At 74.4% G+C, this 20,704-nt stretch carries 19 protein-coding genes; 9 read left to right on the top strand and 10 right to left on the bottom strand.

Features of this window, described 5'->3' with window-relative positions; translation table 11 throughout:
• Positions 1-14: 14 nt before the first annotated feature.
• The 3 genes from RM844_RS24835 to RM844_RS24825 form a co-directional block, all read right to left on the bottom strand.
• A complete protein-coding gene (locus RM844_RS24835) occupies positions 15-779 on the bottom strand; it encodes a MerR family transcriptional regulator (protein WP_311669590.1) in 765 nt (254 codons plus the stop codon).
• 104 nt (positions 780-883) lie between these two features.
• The gene (locus RM844_RS24830; protein ID WP_394814590.1) at positions 884-1,723 is read right to left on the bottom strand and encodes an ABC transporter permease; all 840 of its coding nucleotides are present in this window, start codon (positions 1,721-1,723) and stop codon (positions 884-886) included.
• Positions 1,720-2,748: an ATP-binding cassette domain-containing protein gene (locus RM844_RS24825; protein ID WP_394814589.1), complete on the bottom strand. Its 1,029-nt coding sequence runs from the start codon at positions 2,746-2,748 to the stop codon at positions 1,720-1,722. The genes RM844_RS24830 and RM844_RS24825 overlap by 4 nt, the downstream gene beginning before the upstream one ends.
• A gap of 149 nt (positions 2,749-2,897) precedes the next feature.
• On the opposite strand from RM844_RS24825, the gene RM844_RS24820 reads away from it, so the two are divergent.
• Positions 2,898-3,509, top strand: a complete 612-nt coding sequence (locus tag RM844_RS24820; protein WP_311669665.1) for a PadR family transcriptional regulator — start codon at positions 2,898-2,900, stop codon at positions 3,507-3,509.
• 46 nt (positions 3,510-3,555) lie between these two features.
• Here the strand turns inward: RM844_RS24820 and RM844_RS24815 are convergent, their stop codons facing one another.
• Entirely contained in the window at positions 3,556-4,395 is an 840-nt protein-coding gene (locus tag RM844_RS24815) for a helix-turn-helix domain-containing protein (protein ID WP_311669664.1), read from the bottom strand.
• Positions 4,396-4,731: 336 nt separating this feature from the next.
• Here RM844_RS24815 and RM844_RS24810 point away from each other — a divergent pair, with 336 nt between their 5' ends.
• Positions 4,732-5,253 carry an ATP-binding protein gene (locus RM844_RS24810; protein ID WP_311669589.1) on the top strand — a complete coding sequence of 174 codons (522 nt, stop codon included), beginning with the start codon at positions 4,732-4,734 and terminating at the stop codon, positions 5,251-5,253.
• 113 nt (positions 5,254-5,366) lie between these two features.
• Here the strand turns inward: RM844_RS24810 and RM844_RS24805 are convergent, their stop codons facing one another.
• From RM844_RS24805 to RM844_RS24795, 3 genes are all read right to left on the bottom strand, one after another.
• Complete coding sequence (locus RM844_RS24805) at positions 5,367-5,603, bottom strand: DUF397 domain-containing protein (protein ID WP_311669588.1); 237 nt, start codon at positions 5,601-5,603, stop codon at positions 5,367-5,369.
• Positions 5,604-6,051: 448 nt separating this feature from the next.
• The gene (locus RM844_RS24800; RefSeq protein ID WP_311669587.1) at positions 6,052-7,233 is read right to left on the bottom strand and encodes a CobW family GTP-binding protein; all 1,182 of its coding nucleotides are present in this window, start codon (positions 7,231-7,233) and stop codon (positions 6,052-6,054) included.
• Positions 7,233-7,490: a type B 50S ribosomal protein L31 gene (locus RM844_RS24795; protein WP_311669586.1), complete on the bottom strand. Its 258-nt coding sequence runs from the start codon at positions 7,488-7,490 to the stop codon at positions 7,233-7,235. The genes RM844_RS24800 and RM844_RS24795 overlap by 1 nt, the downstream gene beginning before the upstream one ends.
• 456 nt (positions 7,491-7,946) lie before the next feature.
• Here RM844_RS24795 and RM844_RS24790 point away from each other — a divergent pair, with 456 nt between their 5' ends.
• Positions 7,947-8,540 carry a hypothetical protein gene (locus tag RM844_RS24790; RefSeq protein WP_311669585.1) on the top strand — a complete coding sequence of 198 codons (594 nt, stop codon included), beginning with the start codon at positions 7,947-7,949 and terminating at the stop codon, positions 8,538-8,540.
• Entirely contained in the window at positions 8,531-9,451 is a 921-nt protein-coding gene (locus tag RM844_RS24785) for a hypothetical protein (protein ID WP_311669584.1), read from the top strand. The genes RM844_RS24790 and RM844_RS24785 overlap by 10 nt, the downstream gene beginning before the upstream one ends.
• A gap of 12 nt (positions 9,452-9,463) precedes the next feature.
• Here RM844_RS24785 and RM844_RS24780 read toward each other — a convergent pair whose 3' ends face one another.
• On the bottom strand, positions 9,464-10,816 hold the full coding sequence (locus tag RM844_RS24780) for an MFS transporter (protein WP_311669583.1): 1,353 nt from the start codon (positions 10,814-10,816) through the stop codon (positions 9,464-9,466).
• A gap of 247 nt (positions 10,817-11,063) precedes the next feature.
• Here RM844_RS24780 and RM844_RS24775 point away from each other — a divergent pair, with 247 nt between their 5' ends.
• From RM844_RS24775 to RM844_RS24755, 5 genes are all read left to right on the top strand, one after another.
• Entirely contained in the window at positions 11,064-12,074 is a 1,011-nt protein-coding gene (locus RM844_RS24775; protein WP_311669582.1) for an ArsR/SmtB family transcription factor, read from the top strand.
• Positions 12,075-12,097: 23 nt separating this feature from the next.
• Positions 12,098-14,017: an ABC transporter ATP-binding protein gene (locus RM844_RS24770; protein ID WP_311669581.1), complete on the top strand. Its 1,920-nt coding sequence runs from the start codon at positions 12,098-12,100 to the stop codon at positions 14,015-14,017.
• A gap of 146 nt (positions 14,018-14,163) precedes the next feature.
• A complete protein-coding gene (gene mreB, locus RM844_RS24765; protein ID WP_311669580.1) occupies positions 14,164-15,192 on the top strand; it encodes a rod shape-determining protein in 1,029 nt (342 codons plus the stop codon).
• A gap of 252 nt (positions 15,193-15,444) precedes the next feature.
• Positions 15,445-16,854 carry a dihydrolipoyl dehydrogenase gene (gene lpdA / locus RM844_RS24760; protein WP_311669579.1) on the top strand — a complete coding sequence of 470 codons (1,410 nt, stop codon included), beginning with the start codon at positions 15,445-15,447 and terminating at the stop codon, positions 16,852-16,854.
• A 144-nt stretch (positions 16,855-16,998) separates the two neighbouring features.
• Positions 16,999-18,171 (top strand): sensor histidine kinase, encoded by a 1,173-nt coding sequence (locus RM844_RS24755; RefSeq protein ID WP_311669662.1) that lies wholly within the window; start codon positions 16,999-17,001, stop codon positions 18,169-18,171.
• A 52-nt stretch (positions 18,172-18,223) separates the two neighbouring features.
• Here the strand turns inward: RM844_RS24755 and RM844_RS24750 are convergent, their stop codons facing one another.
• Together RM844_RS24750 and RM844_RS24745 are read right to left on the bottom strand one after the other, a co-directional pair.
• Complete coding sequence (locus RM844_RS24750) at positions 18,224-18,622, bottom strand: hypothetical protein (RefSeq protein WP_311669578.1); 399 nt, start codon at positions 18,620-18,622, stop codon at positions 18,224-18,226.
• A gap of 10 nt (positions 18,623-18,632) precedes the next feature.
• Entirely contained in the window at positions 18,633-19,853 is a 1,221-nt protein-coding gene (locus RM844_RS24745) for an RHS repeat-associated core domain-containing protein (RefSeq protein ID WP_311669577.1), read from the bottom strand.
• Positions 19,854-20,704: the final 851 nt, after the last annotated feature.

Genomic DNA, 20,704 nt, shown 5'->3' with positions numbered 1-20,704 from the left:
CGGCTGGGGCCCCCTCAGGAGCCGGTGGCCCTGGCGGCGTTGGCCCGCACCGCGTCCCGCAGGAACCGGGCCAGCCCCGGGCGGACCGCGTCGTAGGTGCGGGTGAACCGCTCGTCGGTGACGTACAGCTCGGCGAGGTTGGCGTGCATCTCGTGCGAGCAGTCGTAGTAGGCCGCCCGGATCTGCTGGCGGTGCTCCTCGGCCAGCTCCATCGCCGCCTCGGAGTCCGGCGCGGCGCCGCTGGCCAGCAGCGCGGCCAGCCGCTCGTTGAGCCGGTCGGCGGCGTCCCGCACCCGCTGCCAGTCGTCCTTGGTGTAGCCGGCGACCCGGCGCTGGGACTCGCGGTAGGCCGCGGAGTCGCCCCAGCGCTGTGCCGCCTCCTCCTGGTACTGCTCGGGGTCGGCGTCGCCGAACACCTCGAACCGTTCCTCGGGGGTCAGGTTGATACCCATGTGCCGTGCCTCCATGGCTCGTTCGACGGCCGTGACCATCGCCCGCAGGCGGTCGATCCGCTCGGTCAGCAGCGCGTGCTGCCGGCGCAGCTCGCGCCGCGGGTCCGCGTCCGGGTCGTCGAGCAGCGCGGCGATCCGTTCCAGCGGGAGCCCCAGCTCCCGGTAGAAGAGGATCTGCTGCAACCGGTCCAGCTCCTGGTCCCGGTAGCGCCGGTGCCCGGCCGGGGTGCGCTCGCCCGGCACCAGCAGGCCGATCTCGTCGTAGTGGTGCAGCGTGCGCACGGTCACCCCGGACAGCTCGGCGACCCGGCCGACGGAGTAGCTCACGTCCGCCTCCTTACTCCTGTGTGGACGGCCCCCACGGTGAACCATCCCCCGACGTGAGGTGCAAGGGCCGCCGCCCGGGCCCGGTGGGGGCCCGGGCGGCGGGGTCAGGCGCCGAGGCGGGCGAAGCGGCGGAGGGCGAGGGGGACGAAGGTGGCCAGCAAAACCAGGGGCCAGAGGACGGCGAGCGGCGCCGGATGCTGGGCCGCCCACGAACCACCGGACCAGGCCGGGTTGCCGAACAGCTCGCGGACCGCGCCGGCGGTGGCCGACATCGGGTTCCACTCGGCGAGGGCGCCGACCCAGCCGGGCATGGTGTCGGGCGAGACGAAGGCGCTGGAGAGGAAGCCCAGCGGCCAGACCAGGATCTGGACGGTCTGCACCAGCTCCGGGCGGCCGGCGACCAGCGCCAGGTAGACGCCTATCCAGAGCATCGCGAACCGCAGCAGGAGCAGCAGCCCGAGCGCGGCCAGCACCTCGGCCGCGCCCGCGTGCCAGCGCCAGCCGACCAGCCAGCCGGCGGCCGTCAGGACCAGCAGGCCCACGACGGAGTTGAGCATGTCCAGCAGGCTCCGACCGACCAGGACCGCGCTCGGCGCGATCGGCATCGACCGGAAACGGTCCAGAATCCCGCGGTTGATGTCGCTGGTCAGCTCGACCATGGTCGACTCCAGGCCGAAGGCCATGGTCAGCACGAGCATCCCTGGCACCAGGAAGTCGACGTAGTCGCCGCCGCCCTCGACGGCCATCCCGCCGCCGAGGAAGTAGGCGAACATGATCAGCATCATCACCGAGAACGCCTGGTTGGCCAGGAACTGGCCGGGCTGCCTGGCCCAGTGGGCCAGGCCGCGCCTGGTCATGGTCACGGAGTCGGTGAGCAGCCGCCGGACCCGGCCGGGGTGGACGGGGTGGGCCGCCGCCGTCGGGAGTGTGCTGGTCGTGGTCATGCCGACACCGCCTCGGTGTGCTGGTCGTCGCGCGGGTCAGCCCGCCGGTCGCCGGTGAGGTGCAGGAAGACCTCGTCCAGGGTGGGGCGGCGCAGCGCGATGTCCGCCGCCTCGATGCCGGCCTCGGCGAACGCGGCGACGGTCGCGGTGAGCACCCGCATCCGGTCGTCCACCCCGGCGCTGAGCGACCGCCGGTCGGCGCCCACCGCGACCCGGCCGGCGCCCGCCAGGCCGGCCAGCAGCCGTTCGGCCGCCGGCAGTTGGTCGGCGTCCCGGAGCACCACGTCGATCCGGTCGCCGCCGAGCCGGCTCTTGAGCCGCTCGGCGGTGCCCTCCGCGATGCGCCGGCCACCGTCGATCACCGTGATCAGGTCGGCCAGCTGGTCGGCCTCCTCCAGGTACTGGGTGGTGAGCAGCACCGTGGTGCCGCCGCCGGCCAGCGAGCGGACCGCCTGCCACACCTCGGCCCGGCCGCGCGGGTCGAGTCCGGTGGTGGGCTCGTCGAGGAAGAGCACCTCGGGGCGGGTGATCAGGCTGGCCGCCAGGTCCAGCCGGCGGCGCATCCCGCCGCTGTAGTGCCGCACCGCCCGCCGGCCGGTGTCGGTCAGGTCGAAGCGGGTGAGCAGCTCCTCGGCCCGGCGGGCCGCGGCGGCGCCGCCGAGGTGGTAGAGCCGGCCGAACAGCTCCAGGTTCTGCCGGCCGCTCAACTCCTCGTCCAGCGCGGCGTGCTGGCCCAGCAGGCCGATGCGGTAGCGGACCTGGTCCGGCTCGGCGGTCACGTCGAAGCCGGCCACCTCGGCCCGGCCGCCCGTCGGCCGCAGCAGCGTGGTCAGCACCCGCACCGCCGTGCTCTTGCCGGCGCCGTTGGGCCCGAGCACCGCGTGCACGCTGCCGCGGGCCACCGTGAGGTCAAGGCCGTCGAGCGCGTTCCTGGCCTCCTTTCCCCGGCCGAACGTCCGGCGGAGTCCGGTCACCCGGATCACGGGGTCGGCGGACGGCTGTGGGTTCCGGTCCTGGACGGACACGGCACCACCCTCCCTCGATTAGTCAAACTTGATGAGTCGAGTCGCCGAGAGTAGGCCGGGCGCTCGGTCTAGTCAAGTTTGACTAGACATTCCTGATGGCAGACTGGTCCCGTTGTCAAGAGGGAACCCGCGAGAAGGGCGCCACAGAGATGTCGGTGATGCGGCTGCTGGTCCTGGGGGCGGTCCGCCAGCACGGACGGGCGCACGGCTACCAGGTCCGCAACGACCTGGAGTTCTGGGGCGCCCACGAGTGGTCGACGGCCAAGCCCGGGTCGATCTACCACGCGCTGAAGCAGCTGGCCAAGGAGGAGCTGCTGCTGGCCCACGAGGTGGCGCCCAGCACGGCCGGCGGCCCACCGCGGGTGGAGTACGAGCTGACCGAGGCCGGCGAGGAGGCCTTCTTCGCCCTGCTGCGGGCGGCGCTGCGCGCCCACGACGAGCGGATCGACGTGCTCACCAGCGCGGTCGGCTTCATCGTCGACCTGCCGCGGGCGGAGGCCATCGCGCTGCTCCGGGAGCGGGTGGCGGCGCTGGAAGGCTGGTCGGAGGAGGTCAGGACGCACTGGACGCCGGACTCTCCCCCCGCCGAGTGGGGGCACATCGGCGAGATCATGCGGCTCTGGACGCACCAGGCGGAGAGCGACGCCGGCTGGACCAGGGGCCTGATCGAGCGCCTGGAGAACGGCGCCTACGTGATGGCGGGCGAGGGCGAGCGGGAGTCCACCGTGCTGCCCGAGGGGATGGGCAACCCGTTCAGCTGACCGCCCCGAGCCGTCCGGCGCGGACCGGGCACGGCGGTGCAGGCGGTCAGAGGCGGTCGCGCAGGGCGGCGAGCAGGTCCCGGCTGGCCGGCTCGTCCAGCGCGGCCTCGGCCAGCCGGTCGAGCACCACCTGGTAGGCCGCGACCTCCTCCTTCTTGTCCAGGTAGAGGGCGCCGGTCAGCTGCTCCAGGTAGACCAGGTCGGACAGCTCCTGCTCGGCGAAGCGCAGCAGCGTGAAGGCGCCGGACTCGGCCACGTGCCCGCCGTGGTCGAAGGGGACCACCTGGAGCGTGATGTTGGGGTACTCGGAGAACTCCAGCAGGGCGCCCAGCTGTTCGGCCATCGCCCGGCGACCGCCGTAGGGCCGGCGCAGCGCCGCCTCGTCCAGCACGCAGTGCAGGTGCGGCGCGCGCTCGGAGACCAGCAGCTTCTGCCGGGCGAGCCGGAGCGCCACCCGGCGGTCCACCTCGTTCCTGGGCAGCTCGCCCCGGTGGCCGCTGACCATCACGGCGTGCGAGTAGGCCTCGGTCTGCAACAGGCCGTGTACGAACTGGAGTTCGTAGGTGCCGATGCGCTCGGCCGCGGCTTCCAGCCCCACGTACGTCTGGAACCAGGTGGGCAGCACGTCGTTGTAACTATGCCACCAGCCGGCCCGGTTGGAGGTGCGGGCCAGCGAGAGCAGCGGCTCGCGCTCGCCCTCGTCGGTGACCCCGTAGAGCGTCAGCAGGTCGGCGACATCGCGCGGCTTGAAGCTGACCCGCCCCAGCTCCATCCGGCTGATCTTCGACTCGGAGGCGCGGATCGAGTACCCCGCCTCCTCTCTGCTGACCCCGCAGGACTCGCGCAGCCTGCGCAGTTGGGACCCGAGCAGGATGCGGCGCACCATCGAGCCGCTGGCCTCGGGGCCACCGACCTTGCCGACCGGCGCCGCCATCCGTTGCATAGTCATGCGCTGCCACCCTCCATTTCTGCCAGGGTGCAGTCTGCCATCTCCCCATGCCTTTTAGTGCCTGTCCGGTTACAGTCCATCAAAATTGGCCGTGCACGTGCATCTGCCCTTGCATTTGCCGTGAGCCTTGGGAAGCATGAGTCCTGCGAGCTGTCGTACAGCGCGCCGGTATGACCTGCCGTCACCCTGTGGTGCTGGTGGGACGGGGGTTGTCACCGCTGTCGGCCCTCGGCTGGAGCAGTGCCGCCACCGCTATGCCAGGAGCGCCGATCCATGGGGACCGAGGCAACGCCCTTGCTTGAGGAGTTAGGGCACGACTACCTGCCCGTCGACCCGCGCAGCGTCTTCGGCTCGGCCGCGATCACCCTGTCCCCCCGCCCGGAGTCCGTGCGGCAGGCACGGGACTTCACCCGGCGCACCCTGCACAGCTGGCGGCTGGCCGAGCACTTCGACTCCGTCGCCCTCGTCGTCTCCGAGCTGGTCACCAACGCGCTGCGACACGGCGTCGGGCGCCCCGCGGCCGACTGGCCGGCGGGCCCCAGGGCGCTGCGCGGCGACAGCTACCTCAAGCTGCAACTCATGTGCGGGCCGGCCCGGTTGGTGTGCGTGGTGCGGGACCCGAGCGAGGCGCCGCCGCGGCCGGCCGAGGCGGACAGCTCGGCGGAGTCCGGGCGCGGGCTGCGGCTGGTGGAGTGTTTCAGCGACGACTGGGGCTGGCGACGGCTGCGCGGCAGGAGCCGGGGCAAGCTCGTCTGGGCCAGCTTCCTGACCGAGGACCGCCCGGCGGACGACTGACAGGACCACGTCTGAGGACTTGCTCCGGCGTCGGCCGGGCCGACGCCGGGCCGGCCGGCGGTTGGTCGGCCGACGGCCGGCCGGACTGGTCGGCGGCCGGCGGGGCGGGCCGCTCAGCCGATCAGATGGTCGAACTCGCCGTCCTTGACACCCCGTAGCAGGGCTTCCACCTCGGCGGGCGTGTAGACCAGCGCGGGCCCCTCGGGAAACCGGGAGTTCCGCATCGCCACGTCCCCACTGGGCAGCCGAGCGAACTCGGCGCAGGTGCCCTGGGAGTTGCTGTGGCTGCTCTTCAACCAACGCACGCCCCGCAGCGTGTTGGCCGCCATGCCGTTGTACGCCTCTGGCATTGGTCTCTCCCCGGATCGTGCGAGTGGTCCCCGGCCACGCTCTCCTCTCCCCCTGGGAGAGCCGACCCAAGTGGGATCATAACGCCCTTCAATTGCATATGCACGGGATGATGCACGTGCACGACCGGGGGTCGTCGGCCGGTCACCGATGGTCCGGACCAGGCGCCGCCGGCGCCCCGGACCAGCGGCGACAATGGTCGGTCGGTGATTCGACGCAGCCGGGCCGTACATGGTTGCCCCGGGGGCGGTCGGGCTTGGGGAGCGGGTGTGCGAAGGGCGTGCACGCGGGGTGCCCGGTGGGTGCGCGGTCGGTGCGTGGTCGGTACGCAGGGATGCGCGGGGGATGCCTGGAAGGGGCCGGTGCGGGGCGCGGAGGGGACGCCGGGGGCGCGGCGGGCGGGTGCGGGGCGCCGGGGACATCGCCGCCGGGTGCGGAGCCGGACCCGGCTCAGGGGACCGGGTCGAGCAGCTCGTCGAAGGGCGAGCCGAGCCGCAGCCAGGCCGACCGCCCGGCGGCGTACTCCGCGTCGTTGAGCAGACAACTGCCCAACAGCCAGCGGACCTTGTCCGCCCTGAGCCCGGGCCCGGTGAAGACCAGGTGCTGGCCCCGGTCCCCCACCTCGTCGTCCCAGTCCAGCTCGGCGGCCAGCCGCCAGGCCACCGGCAGCCGCGACCAGTCGGGCGCGGGGCGCGCGGCCAGCCACGGGCCGACGTCGTCCACCACCAGGGAGCCGCCGGCGGCATCCCACCCCAGCAGCGTGTCCGGCCGGTCGGCCAGCCAGAACCGGCCGCGGCTGCGCGACGCGGAGCCGGTCAGCCGGGGCAGCGCGGCGTACAGCCGCTCCGGGTGGAACGGCCGCCGCTGCCGCCAGACCATGGTGTGCACCCCGTGCTCCGCGGCCCGTTGGGGCAGCAGCGCGCTGCCCGGATGCTGCCGGGCCGCCAGCGCGGCCACGTCGACGCCGGCCCCGGCGGGGCGGCCCGGCGGGGCGGTCACCGCCGCGGCCGGGTAGGCCGGGTCGCGGACGTCGACCCAGCGGGCCGTCGGATGCAGCTGCCGCAGCAGCGCCCGGTCCGCCGGGCGGGCCCGACGGGAGGGGGCGCCCAGCGCCAACAGCGGCGCGTACTCGACCTGCCGCGCCCATGTCTCGGCGACCGTGCGCCGGTCGTCCCGGCCGGTGGCCAGGCCCACGGCGGCCAGCTCCTCACCCGCCGTCAGGCTGGCGTGCACGAGCGCCGGGTCGACCGCGGTGACCACGCCGGCCAGCCGCAGCCGGCCGGCGCCGTGCTCGACCAGGGCCTCGGCCATCGGCTGCGGCTCCACCGCGTCCCACAGCTCCACCACGGCCAGCCGACAGGTGCCGGCGTCGGCCAGCCGGCGCAGCGCGGGCACCAGGTCGTCGCGGAGCGCGCAGCGGGTGCAGTCGTTGGGCAGCGGCACCTGACCGGTGCCCAACGGCCCGCCGGCGTCCGAGACCACCCGGTTCGCCGTGGACCGGTGGGCCGGCGCGAGGTCGTGGTGCAGCGCCAGGGCGCCGGGGGCGGCGGCCAGCAGGGTGCGCACCGCCGCGCGGCGCGCCTGTGCGTGCAGCCCGCCGACCAGCACGACGGGCAGGGGGGTACCCGGCATCAGCGGTCCTTGTCCTCGTCCCGGCCGTACCGGCGCTCGAAGCGCTCCACCCGGCCGGCCGTGTCCAGCACCCGCCTGGTGCCGGTGTAGAAGGGGTGACTGGCCGAGGAGGTCTCCACGTCGACCACCGGGTAGGTGTGGCCGTCCTCCCACTCGATGGTGCGGTCGCTGCTGGCGGTGGACCGGGTCAGGAACGCGTAGCCGGCCGAGCGGTCGCGGAAGACGACCGGCCGGTACTCGGGATTGTCGGACTGCATCGCGGCTCTCCTTCGGCACTCGACGGCCACGGTGGCCCGCGTGGGGCGCGGACGTCCACCGAGTACCCCGAGCCGGCCCGGGCTCTCCTCCACGGGGCGACCGGATCCGGGCGACCGGATCCGGGCGTCGGCATCCAGGCGTCGGCATCCAGGCCGAGGGCAGAGGGCAGAGGGCCGAGGGCAGAGGGCCGAGGGCAGAGGGCAGAGGGCAGAGGGCAGAGCGCGCGAAGAGAGGGGGCGCGAAGAGAGAGGCGTGGGAAGAAGAGGACGCGCGGGAAGAGGGGCAGGCGCCGGCGCTCGGGCGGTCGCGCCCGCCCCGGCGCGCGCTCCGTGGTCGGAGCGGCACGGTGCGCGCCCGAGCGCCCCGCCGGGCGGCCGGGACGGCCGACCCGCTCGTCTGTCCGGCCCGTCACAGACCCTCGTCCGGAGCCCGGGCCCGGCGCTATCGTGTTCGCCGTGACCACCAGGCCGCCCCGCCGGCCGGGGAGCCGACGCCCCGGACCCGCCGCCGTACCACTCGCGTTCGCCGGGGTGTTGCTGTGCGCGCTCGCCGGCTGTGCGTCGGACGACGGCGCGGACGACGAGGTGGCGGGCGTCGCGACCGCCACCGCCGACGCGTCGGGCGACGACGAAACGGCCGCGCACACGGCCGCGTTGACTGACCTCTACCAGCGGTACTGGGACGCCCGGGTCGCGGTGGAGAACAGCGGCGAGTTGGACCCGGCCGGGTTCGACGGGATCCTCGCGCCCGACGTCACCGAGCAGGAGCTGACCCGGGTGCGCAGCTTCGCCGACGCCGGGCTGCACCGCGAGGGCGAGCCGCTGGTGGCGGACGTGACGGTCACCGTGGACGGGGACACCGCCCGGCTGGAGTCCTGCGTCAGCGAGCGCGACTGGCCGGTGGTGCACGGCGACGAGGTGCTGCCGGACGTGGTGCCCGAGGAGTTGCGGGCGCCGCACCCGCACGCGCTGACCGCGACCCTGACCCAGGGCGCCTGGCTGATCGACGGCTCGCTGCCCATGGAGGAGGCGACCATCTCGTGTTCCTGACCGGGCCCGAGCGCCCCGGACGTGACCGCCCCCGAAGACCGGCCGGCCGGCTGGCGCTGCCGCTCGGCCTCGCCCCGCTGCTCGTCTGGCTGGCCCCGACGCCCGCGCTGGCCAACCCGGCCGACCCGAACTGCTACACCCAGACGCCGAGCGGCGGCATCGTCTACGTCTGCGAGACCGAGACCCCGGGCGAGGACGGCGGGGGCGAGGACGACGGCGGGGACGGCGGCACCGGCGGCGCGCCGGCCTGCGACCTCTCGCTGGTCGACGCCTTCATCGGCGCGACGGACCGGTTCTGCCAGGGCGAGAACGCCTGTTGGGTGAACAACCCGCCATTCGAGTACCCCGACGAGGCGAGTTGGCCGGAGGAACCGCCGCGGGAGGGCGCGGTCTACGTCTACCAGGAGTGCATCGGCCCGGACGGCGAGATCGTGTTCAGCGACTACACCTGGCAGGGCGGCGAGGAGGGCCCTTCCCTGGCCGAGTTGGCCCAGCAGGCGTACGGGGCACTGAACGCGCCGGCGTTCCGGCTGGACTTCAGCCCGCCGGACGAGACGCTGATCTTCCTGGACACCTGGTGGTGGGCGGCCGGCGCGCACGACGGCGAGATCGTCGGCACCGCGGCGCTCGGCGTGGTGGCGGTCGGCACCCCGAACCGCCTGGAGGTGGACCCGGGGGACGGCTCCGACGTGCTCAACTGCCCGGTGACCACGGTGGAGAGCGACGCCTGCGCCCACACCTACCAGCGTTCGTCGGACGGTTACCCGGCCCGCGCCCGGCTGGTCTACGACGTGCGCTTCGAGCAGAACGGCGAGCCGTTCGAACTGCCGGGGCTGCCGGAGGCGTTGGAGAGCCCCTGGCAGGAGACGGCGGTCCCGGTGAACGAGTCGCAGGCCACCGTGGTGCGTTGAGGCCCGCCGCCTTCAACCCCCCGGGGCGACGGGGCGGTTGTCGGCGTGGTCCGGCGCCGGTCCGTCGATCGGCGTCTCGGTCGGCTTGGTCGGCTTGGTCGGCTTGGTCGACTCGATCGGCGTCTCGGTCGGCTTGGTCGACTCGATCGGCGTCTCGGTCGGCTTGGTCGGCTCGATCGGCGTCTCGGTCGGCTCGGTCGGCTCGGGGAGCGGGCGGCGGACGGCCGGGGTCAGGGCGGCGGTGACCAGCACGGAGAGCAGCGCCAGCAGGGCCATCGTGCCGCCGGGCGAGAGCACGGAGGCCACCGCGCCGGCCAGGGTGGCGCCCAACGCCTGGCAGCCGAGCGTCCCGGCCGAGTGCAGGCCGAGCGCCTGGCCGCGCAGCTGGGCCGGGGTGAGCGCGAGCAGCCGCTCCTGGAGCAACAGGCCGGCGCCGAAGCCCACACAGGCCACCCCGACCACCAACACGGCCACCGGCAGGGGCAGTCGGAGCGCGAACAGCGCGAACGGCGCGGCCAGCAGCAGCCGCAGCGGGGTGACGGCCCGCGCCCGGGTGGCGGCCGGCAGCAGTCGGCCCACCGCCACCTCGCCCAGCACCATGCCCAGCGCGCCCACCGCGAACAACGCCCAGGCGGTGTCCTGGGCATAGGGCACGAAGAGCGCCTCGCAGCCGACGATCAGGCCGTTGGGCACCCAGAGCGCGAGGAAGCAGGCCCGCCGGGCGGGGCTCGCGAACAGCCGCCGGTTGCCGCGCCAGGTCTCGGCGACGGAGGGACGCCCGGGCGCGTTCGGCGGGTGGTCGGCGAGCCCGAGCCGGGCGGTGAGCGCGGCGGCGAGGAAGAGGCCGGCGGCGATCAGCAGCGCGCCGCGCGGCGCGACCAGCGCCACCAGCCCGCCGCCGAGCGCGTAGCCGGCGATCTGGGTGGCGCCGCCGGCGATGTTCAGCACCGAGCGGGCCAGCAAGTAGCCGTCGTCCGGCGCGACCCGCAGCAGCAACCCCCAACGGACCGCGCCGGCGAGCGAGCTGACCAGGCCGAGGGCCAACACCAGGGCGAGCGCGCCGCCGACCGGCAGGCCGGGGGCGGCCAGCCCGAGCGCGCCGAGCGCGAAGAGCAGCGCGACGCCGGCCAGCGCCGGCCGCGGGCGCAGCCGGTCGGCGGCCGAGAGCAGGGTGTTGGCACCGAGCACCTGGCCGAAGTGGGAGCCGAACATGCCGAGCGCGGTGAGCAGCGGGGAGCCGGTGGACCGGTGGATCAGCACGCCGAGGGCCAGGCCGAGCACGGTCTGGGCGGCGAGGTGGACGACGGAGAGCAGGAAGAGCGGGGTGAACTCGGGGACCCGGAAGAGCTGCCGGTAGCTGCGCATCGGGCCAGTCTGGGCGGCGGGCCCCGGGCCGCCGAGGTTTTCGCCTGGCCGCGAAAGCCGGGCGGCGCCGGCCGGCTTGGCGTTGGATCGAACCGGCGGGTCGACGGGGTCGGCGGGCCGGGAGAGCGGGTCGGGCGGGGGTCGGCGAGGCGGGGAAGCGGGCGGGACGGGGCGGCGGGCGAGGCGGGAACGGACACGCGGCAACGAGCGGGGACGAGCGGGAACAGCCGGACGGAGGCGGATCGCGGTGGGTGACTGGGTGGTGGCGGCGGACGTGCTGGCCCGGGGGCGGTTCCGGGTGTCCCCGCTGGCGGAGACGGTGGCCGCGTTGCTGACCCTGGCCGGGCACGGGGTGCGGCCCGGCCGGGAGCGCTGGCTGGCCAGGCACCGGCCGGCGTTCCTGGCCAGGCTGGCCGGCGACCCGGTCGCCGAGCACTTCACGGTGGCGCTCGGCCGGAGCTGGCTGCCGGACTTCCTGACCGCGCCGCCCCGGCCGGCGGACCGTTCCTTCGAGGACGAGTGGCGGCGGCTGGCGGCCACCCCGGCGGCCGTGGCACGGGCCGACATCGCCTACGGCGGCCCGGTGCACCCGGCCCTACGCGGTCCCGAACTGCCGTCCCGGGTCGCCGCCTTGGTGCGCTGGGCCTGGACGGAGACGGTGCTGCCCGGCTGGCCGGGGCTGCGGCGGGTCTTCGAGGCGGACGTCGTCGCCAGGTCCCAGGCGCTGGCCGCCGGCGGCTGGGCGGCGGCGCTGCCCGGGCTGCGCCCGGGGATGCGCTGGCTGGGCGAGGGCCGGCTGCGGATCAACGGCAATCCCTACCCGCCGCGGACGCTGGCCGGCGCCGAGTTGCTGTTCGTGCCGACGACCGCGGCGCGCGGCTGGGTCGGCTGGTCGGAGCCGCACCACTACGCCGTGGTCTACCCCTGCTCCGGGCTGCTGGCCGAGCCGGAACGGCGTCCGGCGCCCACCGCGCTCGGCCGGCTGCTCGGCGCCAACCGGGCGCTGATCCTGGGCCGGTTGGCCACCCCGCTGGCGACCAGCCAGCTGGTGGAGCTGACCGGCTGCCCGCTCGGCTCGGTGGGCCGGCACCTGCGGGTGCTGCGCGAGGCGGGCCTGGTGCGGCGACGCCGGTCGGGGCGGCTGGTCCTCTACTACCGCACCGAGTTGGGCGACCGGCTGGCGGCGGAGGCGGCCGGGGGCGCGGGCGGGGGCCCGAGCGCGGGCGCGGGCGACGAAAAGGACTTGACCTCAAGCTAACTTGAATTACTAGCGTGCCGGTCATGAGCATGGAGATCACCGCCTGGAACGCGCTCTACAACGCGCGGCACGCCCAGGACGACGACCGCCCCTTCTCCCGCGAGACGCTGCGCCGGATCGGCCGCTTCGCCCGCCCGCACCGCACCGCCCTGACCTGGTTCCTGCTGCTCAGCGTCGTGCTGGCGCTGCTGGCCGTGGCCACCCCGGTGCTCGCCGGCCGGGTGGTGAACGCGATCTCCGACCAGGCCGAGACCCGGGTGGTGGTCACCCTGGCGCTGCTGATCGCCGGCATCGCGGTGGCCGAGGCGGCGATCGGGCTGCTGGCCCGCTGGCTCTCCGCCCGGATCGGCGAGGGCCTGATCCTGGACCTGCGCACCGCCGTCTTCGACCACGTGCAGCGGATGCCGATCGCGTTCTTCACCAGGACCCGCACCGGCGCCCTGGTGAGCCGGCTCAACTCCGACGTGATCGGCGCCCAACGGGCGTTCAGCGACACCCTCTCCGGCGTGCTGAGCAACCTGGTGATGCTGCTGCTCGCACTGGGCGTGATGCTCAGCATCTCCTGGCAGATCACCCTGCTGACGCTGCTGCTGCTACCGGTCTTCGTGCTGCCCGCCCGGCGGATGGGCCGCCGGCTGGCCCGGCTGTCCCGGGAGGCGGCCAACCACAACGCGGTGATGTCGACCCAGATGACCGAGCGCTTCTCGGCGCCCGGCGCCACCCTGGTCAAGCTGTACGGGCGGCCGGCGGAGGAGTCCGAGGCGTTCGCCGTCCGGGCCCGCCGGGTGCGGGACATCGGGATCAGGTCGGCGATGGTGCAGATGGTCTTCGTCACCGCGCTCACCCTGGTCTCGGCGCTGGCCCTGGCGCTGGTCTACGGCGTCGGCGGCTTCTACGCGCTCCGCGACGACCTCGACCCCGGCGCGGTGGTCTCGCTGGCCATGCTGCTCACCCGGCTCTACGCCCCGCTGACCTCGCTGGCCAGCGCCCGGGTCGAGGTGATGAGCGCGCTGGTCAGCTTCCAGCGGGTCTTCGAGGTGCTGGACCTGCGCCCGCTGATCCAGGAGCGACCGGACGCCAGGCCGGTGCCGGCGGGGCCGGTCGCGATCAGCTTCGACGGCGTGGACTTCGGCTACCCGGCGCCCGACAAGGTCTCGCTGGCCTCCCTTGAGGAGGTCGCGACCCTGGACAGTCGCGGCGGCGAACAGGTGCTGCACGACGTCTCGTTCACCGCCGAGGCCGGCCAACTCGTCGCCCTGGTTGGGTCGTCCGGCGCCGGCAAGTCCACCATCGCCCAACTGGCCACCCGGCTCTACGACACCGACCGGGGCAGCGTGCGGGTCGGCGGGGTCGACGTCCGCGACCTCGGCGCGGCCTCGCTGCGGCGGACCGTCGGCATGGTGACCCAGGACGGGCACCTCTTCCACGACACCATCGGTGCCAACCTGCGGCTGGCCGCGCCGGACGCGGACGACGCGCGGCTGTGGGACGCGCTGCGCAAGGCCCGGCTGGAGACCCTGGTGGCCGCTCTCCCGGACGGCCTGGACACGGTGGTGGGCGAGCGCGGCTACCGGCTCTCCGGCGGCGAGCGGCAACGGCTGACCATCGCCCGGCTGCTGCTGGCCCAGCCCCGGGTGGTGATCCTGGACGAGGCCACCGCTCACCTGGACGCCACCTCGGAGGCGGCCGTGCAGGAGGCGCTGGCCGAGGCGCTGGCCGGCCGCACCTCGGTGGTGATCGCGCACCGGCTGTCCACGGTGCGGGCGGCCGACCAGATCCTGGTCGTCGAGGCCGGCCGGATCGTCGAACGCGGCACCCACGACGAGCTGTTGGCGGCCGGTGGCCGCTACCTGGAGCTGCACCGCACCCAGTTCGGCGACCCGGCGGCGGCCGGCGACGAGCCGGCGGCGCCGGCGGCGACCCCCGCCGCCCCGGTGCCCTGACCGGCGGGCCGGCGGGCCCGGGTGCCGGGTGCCGGCCCGCCGCGGCGCGGACGGGGCGTCAGCCGGGCGGTCCGTCAGGCGGGCGGGCTCGCCCGGTCGGCGGCGTTCAGCGGGCGGGCGCCGGCCCGCCGGCCGAGCCTGGTGCCATGACCCTCACTCTTGACCACCTGCGCCGCTGTACGGTGGCCGCCGACCTCGGGGCGGCCAGGACCCGCGTCTACGTCAAACAGTCGGGACTGATCGTGGACGAACCGTCCGTGGTCGCCGTCAACACCAGAACGGGCTCGCTGATCGCGGTCGGCACCCCCGCCGAACGGATGGCCGGCCGCACCCCCGCCAACATCCGGGTGGTGCGGCCGGTCAACGGCGGCACCGTCGTGGACATCGCGATGGCCCAGCGGATGCTGCGGGCGATGGTCGGCAACCAGCTCCGGCGGGCCTGGCGGCGCCGGCCGCTGCTGCGCGCCGCCGTCTGCATCCCGCACGAGGCGGACCCGCTCACCCGGCGGGCCATGCACGAGACGATGGTCGGCCTGGGCGCCCGCCGGGTGGAGCTGGTGGACGGCCTGGTCACGGCGGGCGTCGGCGCCGGGCTGCCGGTCGAGGAGCCGGAGGCCACCATGATCGTGCAGTGCGGCGCGTCCACCACCCAGGTCGCGGTGCTGGCGCTCGGCTCCATCGTGGCCGCCGAGAAGGTGCCGATGGGCGGCGAGACCATCGACCGCGCGCTCCTCCAACACCTGCGCAACCAGCACGAGTTGCTGCTGCCCAGCCAGGCCGTCCGGCCGCTGCACACGGCCCTGGCCGGCCCCGGTGCCCAGCTCACCGAGGTGCACGGCCGGGACGTGGCCACCGGGCTCGGCCGCACCGTCCAGGTGGACCCCGAGTCGCTCCGGGCCGCGCTGCGCGCCCCGCTGACCGCGCTGCTGGACGCGCTGCGCTCGGTGCTCCACCGCTGCCCGCCCGACCTGGTCGCCGACCTCGCCGAGCGCGGCATCGTGCTCACCGGCGGCGCCGCCGAACTGCCCGGGCTGGACGAGGCGATCCGGGCGAACACCGGGGTGCCGGTGAACATCGCCGAGGACCCGGGACGCTGCGCGGTGCTGGGCCTCGGCGCCCTGCTGGAGGGCCGGATCACCAGCCAGGTCCCGGCGCCCCAGCCGATCCCGGCCTGACCACCGGGCCGGCGCCCCGGTCAGCACGTCCTCCGCCGGCCGGCCCCGCGCACCGGATTCGGGCACCGGACCCGCGCACCGGATTCGGGTACCCGACCCGGACACCGGACCCGGGCGGCGCCCCGGCCGCCGGCCGCCCGGCCGCCGTCGGCCGGCCCCGGGCACCCGCGCCGAACGTGGTGTGATGGGGGTGGGCCGGAACAACCCATCCAGCCACCATCCCGAGAGCGTGAGAGAAGGCGTGAGGGTTTCATGAGCACGCACTACGACGTCGTCGTCCTGGGCGCGGGGCCCGGGGGGTACACCGCCGCAGTCCGAGCCACCCAGCTGGGGCTGCGCACCGCGATCGTCGAGGAGAAGTACTGGGGCGGGGTGTGCCTGAACGTCGGCTGCATCCCCTCCAAGGCACTGCTGCGCAACGCCGAGTTGGCCCATGTCTTCCAGCACGAGGCCGACACCTTCGGCATCCGGGTCGAGGGCAGCGTCACCTTCGACTACGGGGCGGCGTTCCAGCGCAGCCGCAAGGTCGCCGAGGGCCGGGTCAACGGGGTGCACTACCTCACCAAGAAGAACGGCATCACCGAGTACGAGGGCCGGGGCACCTTCACCGACCCGCACACCCTCCAGGTGGCGCTGACCGACGGCGGCTCGGAGACGGTCACCTTCGACCACTGCGTGATCGCCGCCGGGGCGACCACCCGGCTGCTGCCGGGCACCAGCCTCAGCGACCGGGTGGTCACCTACGAGGAGCAGATCCTCAGCGAGACGCTGCCCGAGCGCATCGTGATCGCCGGCGCCGGCGCGATCGGCGTGGAGTTCGCTTATGTGCTGCACAACTATGGCGTGCAGGTCACCATCGTCGAGTTCCTGGACCGGATGGTCCCGTTGGAGGACGCGGACGTCTCCAAGGAGCTGGCCCGGCAGTACCGCAAGCTGGGCATCCAGGTGCTGACCTCCACCCGGGTGGACGCCATCGACGACACCGACCCGAACGCCCCGGTGCGGGTCACCGTCACCGACGCCAAGGGGCAGCAGCAGGTACTGGAGACCGACAAGGTGCTCCAGGCGATCGGCTTCGCGCCCCGGGTGGAGGGCTACGGCCTCGAACAGACCGGGGTCCGGCTCACCGAGCGGCGCGCCATCGAGGTGGACGGCCGGGGCCGCACCAACGTCCCGCACATCTACGCGATCGGCGACGTCACCGCGAAGCTGATGCTGGCGCACGCGGCCGAGTCCATGGGCGTCATCGCGGTGGAGACCATCGCCGGCGCGGAAACCATGGAGCTGGACTTCACCATGATCCCGCGCGCCACCTACTGCCAGCCGCAGATCGCCAGCTTCGGGCTGACCGAGGCCCAGGCGCGGGAGCGCGGCTTCGCGGTCAAGACCGTCAAGTTCCCGTTCACCGCCAACGGCAAGGCGCACGGGCTGGGGCAGCCGTCCGGCTTCGTCAAGCTGATCAGCGACGAGACGCACGGCGAGCTGCTCGGCGGCCACCTCATCGGCCCGGAGGTCACCGAGCTGCTGCCGGAGCTGACCCTGGCCCAGCAGTGGGACCTCACGGTCCACGAGGTGGCCCGCAACGTGCACGCCCACCCGACCCTGGGCGAGGCCGTCAAGGAGGCCATCCACGGCCTGGCCGGACACATGATCAACATGTGATCCCGGCTGCCGCCACCACGGGCGGCCCGCCGCCACACCGACCGGCGTGGGGGCGGGCCGTCGTGCTCCCCCGCACCGCGCCACTACTCCGTACGTCGTACGCGCCGGGGCGGCGGGCCGCCTACCGTGGTGCGGGTGGTGGTGATGCCCAGGGGGCTGGTCAGGGACCTGGCGTTGAGTGTGGCCGTGGGCGCGCTCACCGCCGCCGACCTGGCGTCCAACGTGCCGGAGTCCCGGGAGGACGACTGGCTGAGCTGGGTGCTGCTCGGCGTCGCGGTGGTCGGCCTCGGCTGGCAGCGGCGGCGGCCGCTGGTCGCCGTGGTGGTGACCGGCGCCGGTTCGCTGGGCTGGACGTTGCTGGGCCACCTGGGCGAGTTGCTGAACCTCCCCTGGATGGTGGCGCTGTACTTCCTGGCCGCGTCCGGGGACCGGCGGCGCACCGTCTGGGTCGGCGTGGTGGCGGCGCTGGCCTCCGGGGTCGCCGCGGTGGTGGCCGGCCAGGAGGAGGGGCGGCCGGTGCCCTCGCCGGTGCTGGAGATGGCCATCCCGGTGGTCCCGCTGCTCCTCGGCGAAGTGGTCCGGGGGCGGCGCGAGTTGACCGCGTACTACGCCGAGCGGGCGCGCCGCGCGGAGGAGGAGCGCGAACGGGAGGCCGAGCGCCGGGTGCGGGAGGAGCGGATGCGGATCGCCCGGGAGCTGCACGACATCGTGGCCCACACCGTCTCGGCGATGACCGTGCAGGCCGGCGTCGCGCTGGACGCGCTGGACCGCCGCCCGGAGCTGAGCCGGGCCGCGCTGCGCCAGGTGCGGGAGTCGGGCCGGGAGGCGGTGCGCGAGCTGCGCACCACGCTCAGCGTGCTGCGGGACGTCACGGACCCGCCGGTGGCCCCGGCCCCCCGGCTGGCCCAACTGCCCGAGCTGATCGCCCGGTTCCCCGGCGAACGGCTGCGGGTCAGCCTGCACGCCGGAACACTGCTGACCGGCGAGCGGCGTCTCCCGCCGGTGGTGGAGCTGGCGGCCTACCGCATCGTTCAGGAAGCGCTCACCAATGTGCTGCGCCACTCCGCGGCACGCCACGCGGCGGTCGCGGTCAGCCTGGACGCCGAGGACCGGCTGCTGGTCGAGGTGGTGGACGAGGGCCCGCCCCGCCCCGACCCCGGCGGTGCCGGCCTCGGCCTGGTCGGCATGCGGGAACGCGCCACGGCGGTCGGCGGCACGCTGGCCTTCGGCCCCCTCCCGGACGGCGGCTTCCGCGTCCACGCCACTCTGCCCAGCACCCCGATCACCCCACCCCAGCTCCCCCGACCACCCCGGTGACCGCCCGCACCCCGGCGGGCGACATCCCCCGCCTCCCCGGGCGGGCGTGGGGTCAGGCCACCTCGCGCACCCGGACGCACGGGCTTACGAAGTCGTCCCGAAAGCTCTCCGCGCGCATCCCGAAGGCCACCAGCACCCGGCGCACCGCTTCGTTCATCGCCGCAACGGCCTCGCCCCGGCGGCGCACCACGGGCGCGGCGAGGTCCTGCTCACGCAGCGCCGCGAGCAACTCGTCCTGGAGGGCTCGCCCGACCGCCCAGCGGGCGTAGACCCCGCCGTAGTCGTCGGCCCGTGGGTCCACCCACACCAGGACGCCCGCGTCCGCGAACTCCCCCCGGTGGACGGTCAGGCCAGCGGCCGCCAGGGCCTCGCTCACTGCGCCGGCGAGCCGTTCTCTGCCCTCCAGCACCTCGGCCGCGGCTTTGGCATCCGGCTCGGGGACCTCCGTCATCCGACTCTCCTCACCGCCCGTCCGCGCGGGCGATCATGCCTTCCAGCAGCTGGGCGGTCGCGTCGTTCATCAGCTGGGCGTCGCCCCGCCCGAGCGGAGGCGAATTGTAGTAGGGGACCGACCAGGAGACGTTCGCCTGGCCCATGTTGTCGGCGATCAGGTTGGCGCAGTCGCTGCACGGCTGTCGTTCGGTGTAGAGGTCGATCACCCGACGGGGGTCGATGCCGCGTTGCTGGAGTTGTTGCAGGATATGTCCTTCGGAGTGACGTCCCGGGCCGCTCATGCCGACCACGAGCTCGTCCAGGCCGCGCACCCGAGCGACCGCCACGTTGTGGTCGGCGCCCCAGAAGCCCGAGTCCCGGCGGGCCTGGAACGCGCGACGGCTCAGGTCGGTGCTGTTGTAGGGGATCTCCCCGACCGGGTGCGGGCTGAGCCCCAGGGCGTCCGACCAGACCAGCGGGTTGTGCGGGTAACCGAAGACGTTCGGCGCCGGGCCGAGCCCCAGCGGGTCGGGCGAGGTGAAGCGGCCGACGAACGGGTCGTAGTACCGGTGCAGGTTGTAGTGCCAGCCGGTCTCGGCATCGGCGTACTGGCCGAGGAAGCGCAACGGCACGCGCTCCGTCTCGTCGCCCCCGCTCAACGGGACTCCCCAGAGCGTGCCACGGGCGTGCCAGGAGACCGTGCCGTCCTCATCCACGAGGTGGGTCGGGGTGCCCGCGAGGTCCGTCGCGATGGCGTGGAAGCGGCGGTCGTAGGCGCTCTGCTCGGGATCGCCTGGCCGCCCCTCGATCTGGGCCACCGGGCGCAGCCCGTCGTACTCCCAGGTGGTGGAGTAGCTGCCGACCACTGACTCCCGGCTGATCACCGACCGTTCGACGAGTTGGGTCTCGTCCCAGGTGAAGGTGGTCTCCTCGACAACGTGGCCCGCCCCGTCCAGCCGCTGCTTGGCGATCCGTCGGCCGAAGGGGTCGTAGCGGTAGCGCCACCGGGTACCGTCGGGGGTGACCACCTGAACCAGCCGGTCCTCCGCGTCCCAGGTGTAGTGCCAGACGTCGGCGCGTCGGGAGAGGCGGGTCCTGCGCTGCCGGACGACGCGCCCGGCCGCGTCGTACCAGTACCGGACACCACCGGCCCGTACCAGCCGCTGGCCGGCGTACTCCCGGGGGCCGGACGCGGTCGGTGTCTCCTCCCCGCCCCCACCCCAGTCGGCGGTGAGCTGGTCACCCGCCAAGCCGTAGCTGTAGCGCTCGGAGGTGACCGGTGCGTCAACGGACAGGACACGTCCGAGGGGGTCGAGCCGGTAGCGGGCCTCGCCCTCGGGTCGCGCACGGCCAGCGGGTAGTGGTCGGCGCGGTAGGTGATCCGGCGCCGGGACAGTGGCTGGTCAGAGGTGCCTGCCCCGCCAGACACCGTCAGTGCCTCCTCCAGCAGCCGGCCGGCCTCGTCGAACTGCCGGCGGGTGTCGAGGATGCCGAGCGTGTCCTGCGCCACGACGCTGCCTCGCTCGTCCCGTCGGTAGGAGACCGCGCGCCCCAGCGCCGACAGTCGAGTCAGCGCGCCAGCCGCGTCGCGTTCCCAGCGCGTGACGTGCCCGGAGGGCGTGACGCGGGTGTCGGGCCGGTTGAGCGGGTCGTAGGAGAGGCGTAACTGGCGGCCGTTCACCGTCTCCGTCAGCACCTGTCCGTGTGGGTCGAAGGTGCGGACCAGCTCGACGCCGGGGGAGGTGGCCTCGACCACGCGCCCCGCCGCGTCGTACCGGAACGTGGTGACCGCCCCGTCCGAGGTCTCCTTGCGCACCACGCGGCCCGCCGCGTCCCGGACGAAGCGCACGGTCTGGCCGACGGCGTTGGTCCGGTTCACCAACCGCCCGGCGGCATCCCGCTCGTAACGGGTCACCCGCCCGTCGAAGTCGCTCTCCTCCCGCAGTCGGCCAGCGGCGTCGTAGTCGTAGTCCCAGGTGCGGCCCAGCGGGTCGGAGACCGAGGTCAACCGCAGTTCCTCGTCCCGGGTGAAGGTGTGCCGCGCACCGTCCGGTGTGGTCCTGGACGTCTGGAGGTCGAAGACGCCGTAGGTGGAGCGCGT

It is taken from the genome of Streptomyces chisholmiae, assembly GCF_031845445.1.
Taxonomy (GTDB): domain Bacteria; phylum Actinomycetota; class Actinomycetes; order Streptomycetales; family Streptomycetaceae; genus Streptomyces; species Streptomyces chisholmiae.
Note: the sequence above shows the minus strand (reverse complement) of the source record. Positions and strands in the feature narration are given on the sequence as shown.

Coding starts and splice junctions, on each gene's coding strand:
- RM844_RS24815 (WP_311669664.1), bottom strand. CDS start 4,395: ATGGTGCGCCGCATCCTGCTCGGGTCCCAACTGCGCAGGCTGCGCGAG.
- RM844_RS24800 (WP_311669587.1), bottom strand. CDS start 7,233: ATGCCGGGTACCCCCCTGCCCGTCGTGCTGGTCGGCGGGCTGCACGCA.
- RM844_RS24780 (WP_311669583.1), bottom strand. CDS start 10,816: ATGCGCAGCTACCGGCAGCTCTTCCGGGTCCCCGAGTTCACCCCGCTC.
- RM844_RS24795 (WP_311669586.1), bottom strand. CDS start 7,490: ATGCAGTCCGACAATCCCGAGTACCGGCCGGTCGTCTTCCGCGACCGC.
- RM844_RS24750 (WP_311669578.1), bottom strand. CDS start 18,622: ATGACGGAGGTCCCCGAGCCGGATGCCAAAGCCGCGGCCGAGGTGCTG.
- RM844_RS24820 (WP_311669665.1), top strand. CDS start 2,898: ATGTCGGTGATGCGGCTGCTGGTCCTGGGGGCGGTCCGCCAGCACGGA.
- RM844_RS24770 (WP_311669581.1), top strand. CDS start 12,098: ATGAGCATGGAGATCACCGCCTGGAACGCGCTCTACAACGCGCGGCAC.
- RM844_RS24755 (WP_311669662.1), top strand. CDS start 16,999: ATGCCCAGGGGGCTGGTCAGGGACCTGGCGTTGAGTGTGGCCGTGGGC.
- lpdA (WP_311669579.1), top strand. CDS start 15,445: ATGAGCACGCACTACGACGTCGTCGTCCTGGGCGCGGGGCCCGGGGGG.
- RM844_RS24830 (WP_394814590.1), bottom strand. CDS start 1,723: ATGACCACGACCAGCACACTCCCGACGGCGGCGGCCCACCCCGTCCAC.
- RM844_RS24805 (WP_311669588.1), bottom strand. CDS start 5,603: ATGCCAGAGGCGTACAACGGCATGGCGGCCAACACGCTGCGGGGCGTG.
- mreB (WP_311669580.1), top strand. CDS start 14,164: ATGACCCTCACTCTTGACCACCTGCGCCGCTGTACGGTGGCCGCCGAC.
- RM844_RS24810 (WP_311669589.1), top strand. CDS start 4,732: ATGGGGACCGAGGCAACGCCCTTGCTTGAGGAGTTAGGGCACGACTAC.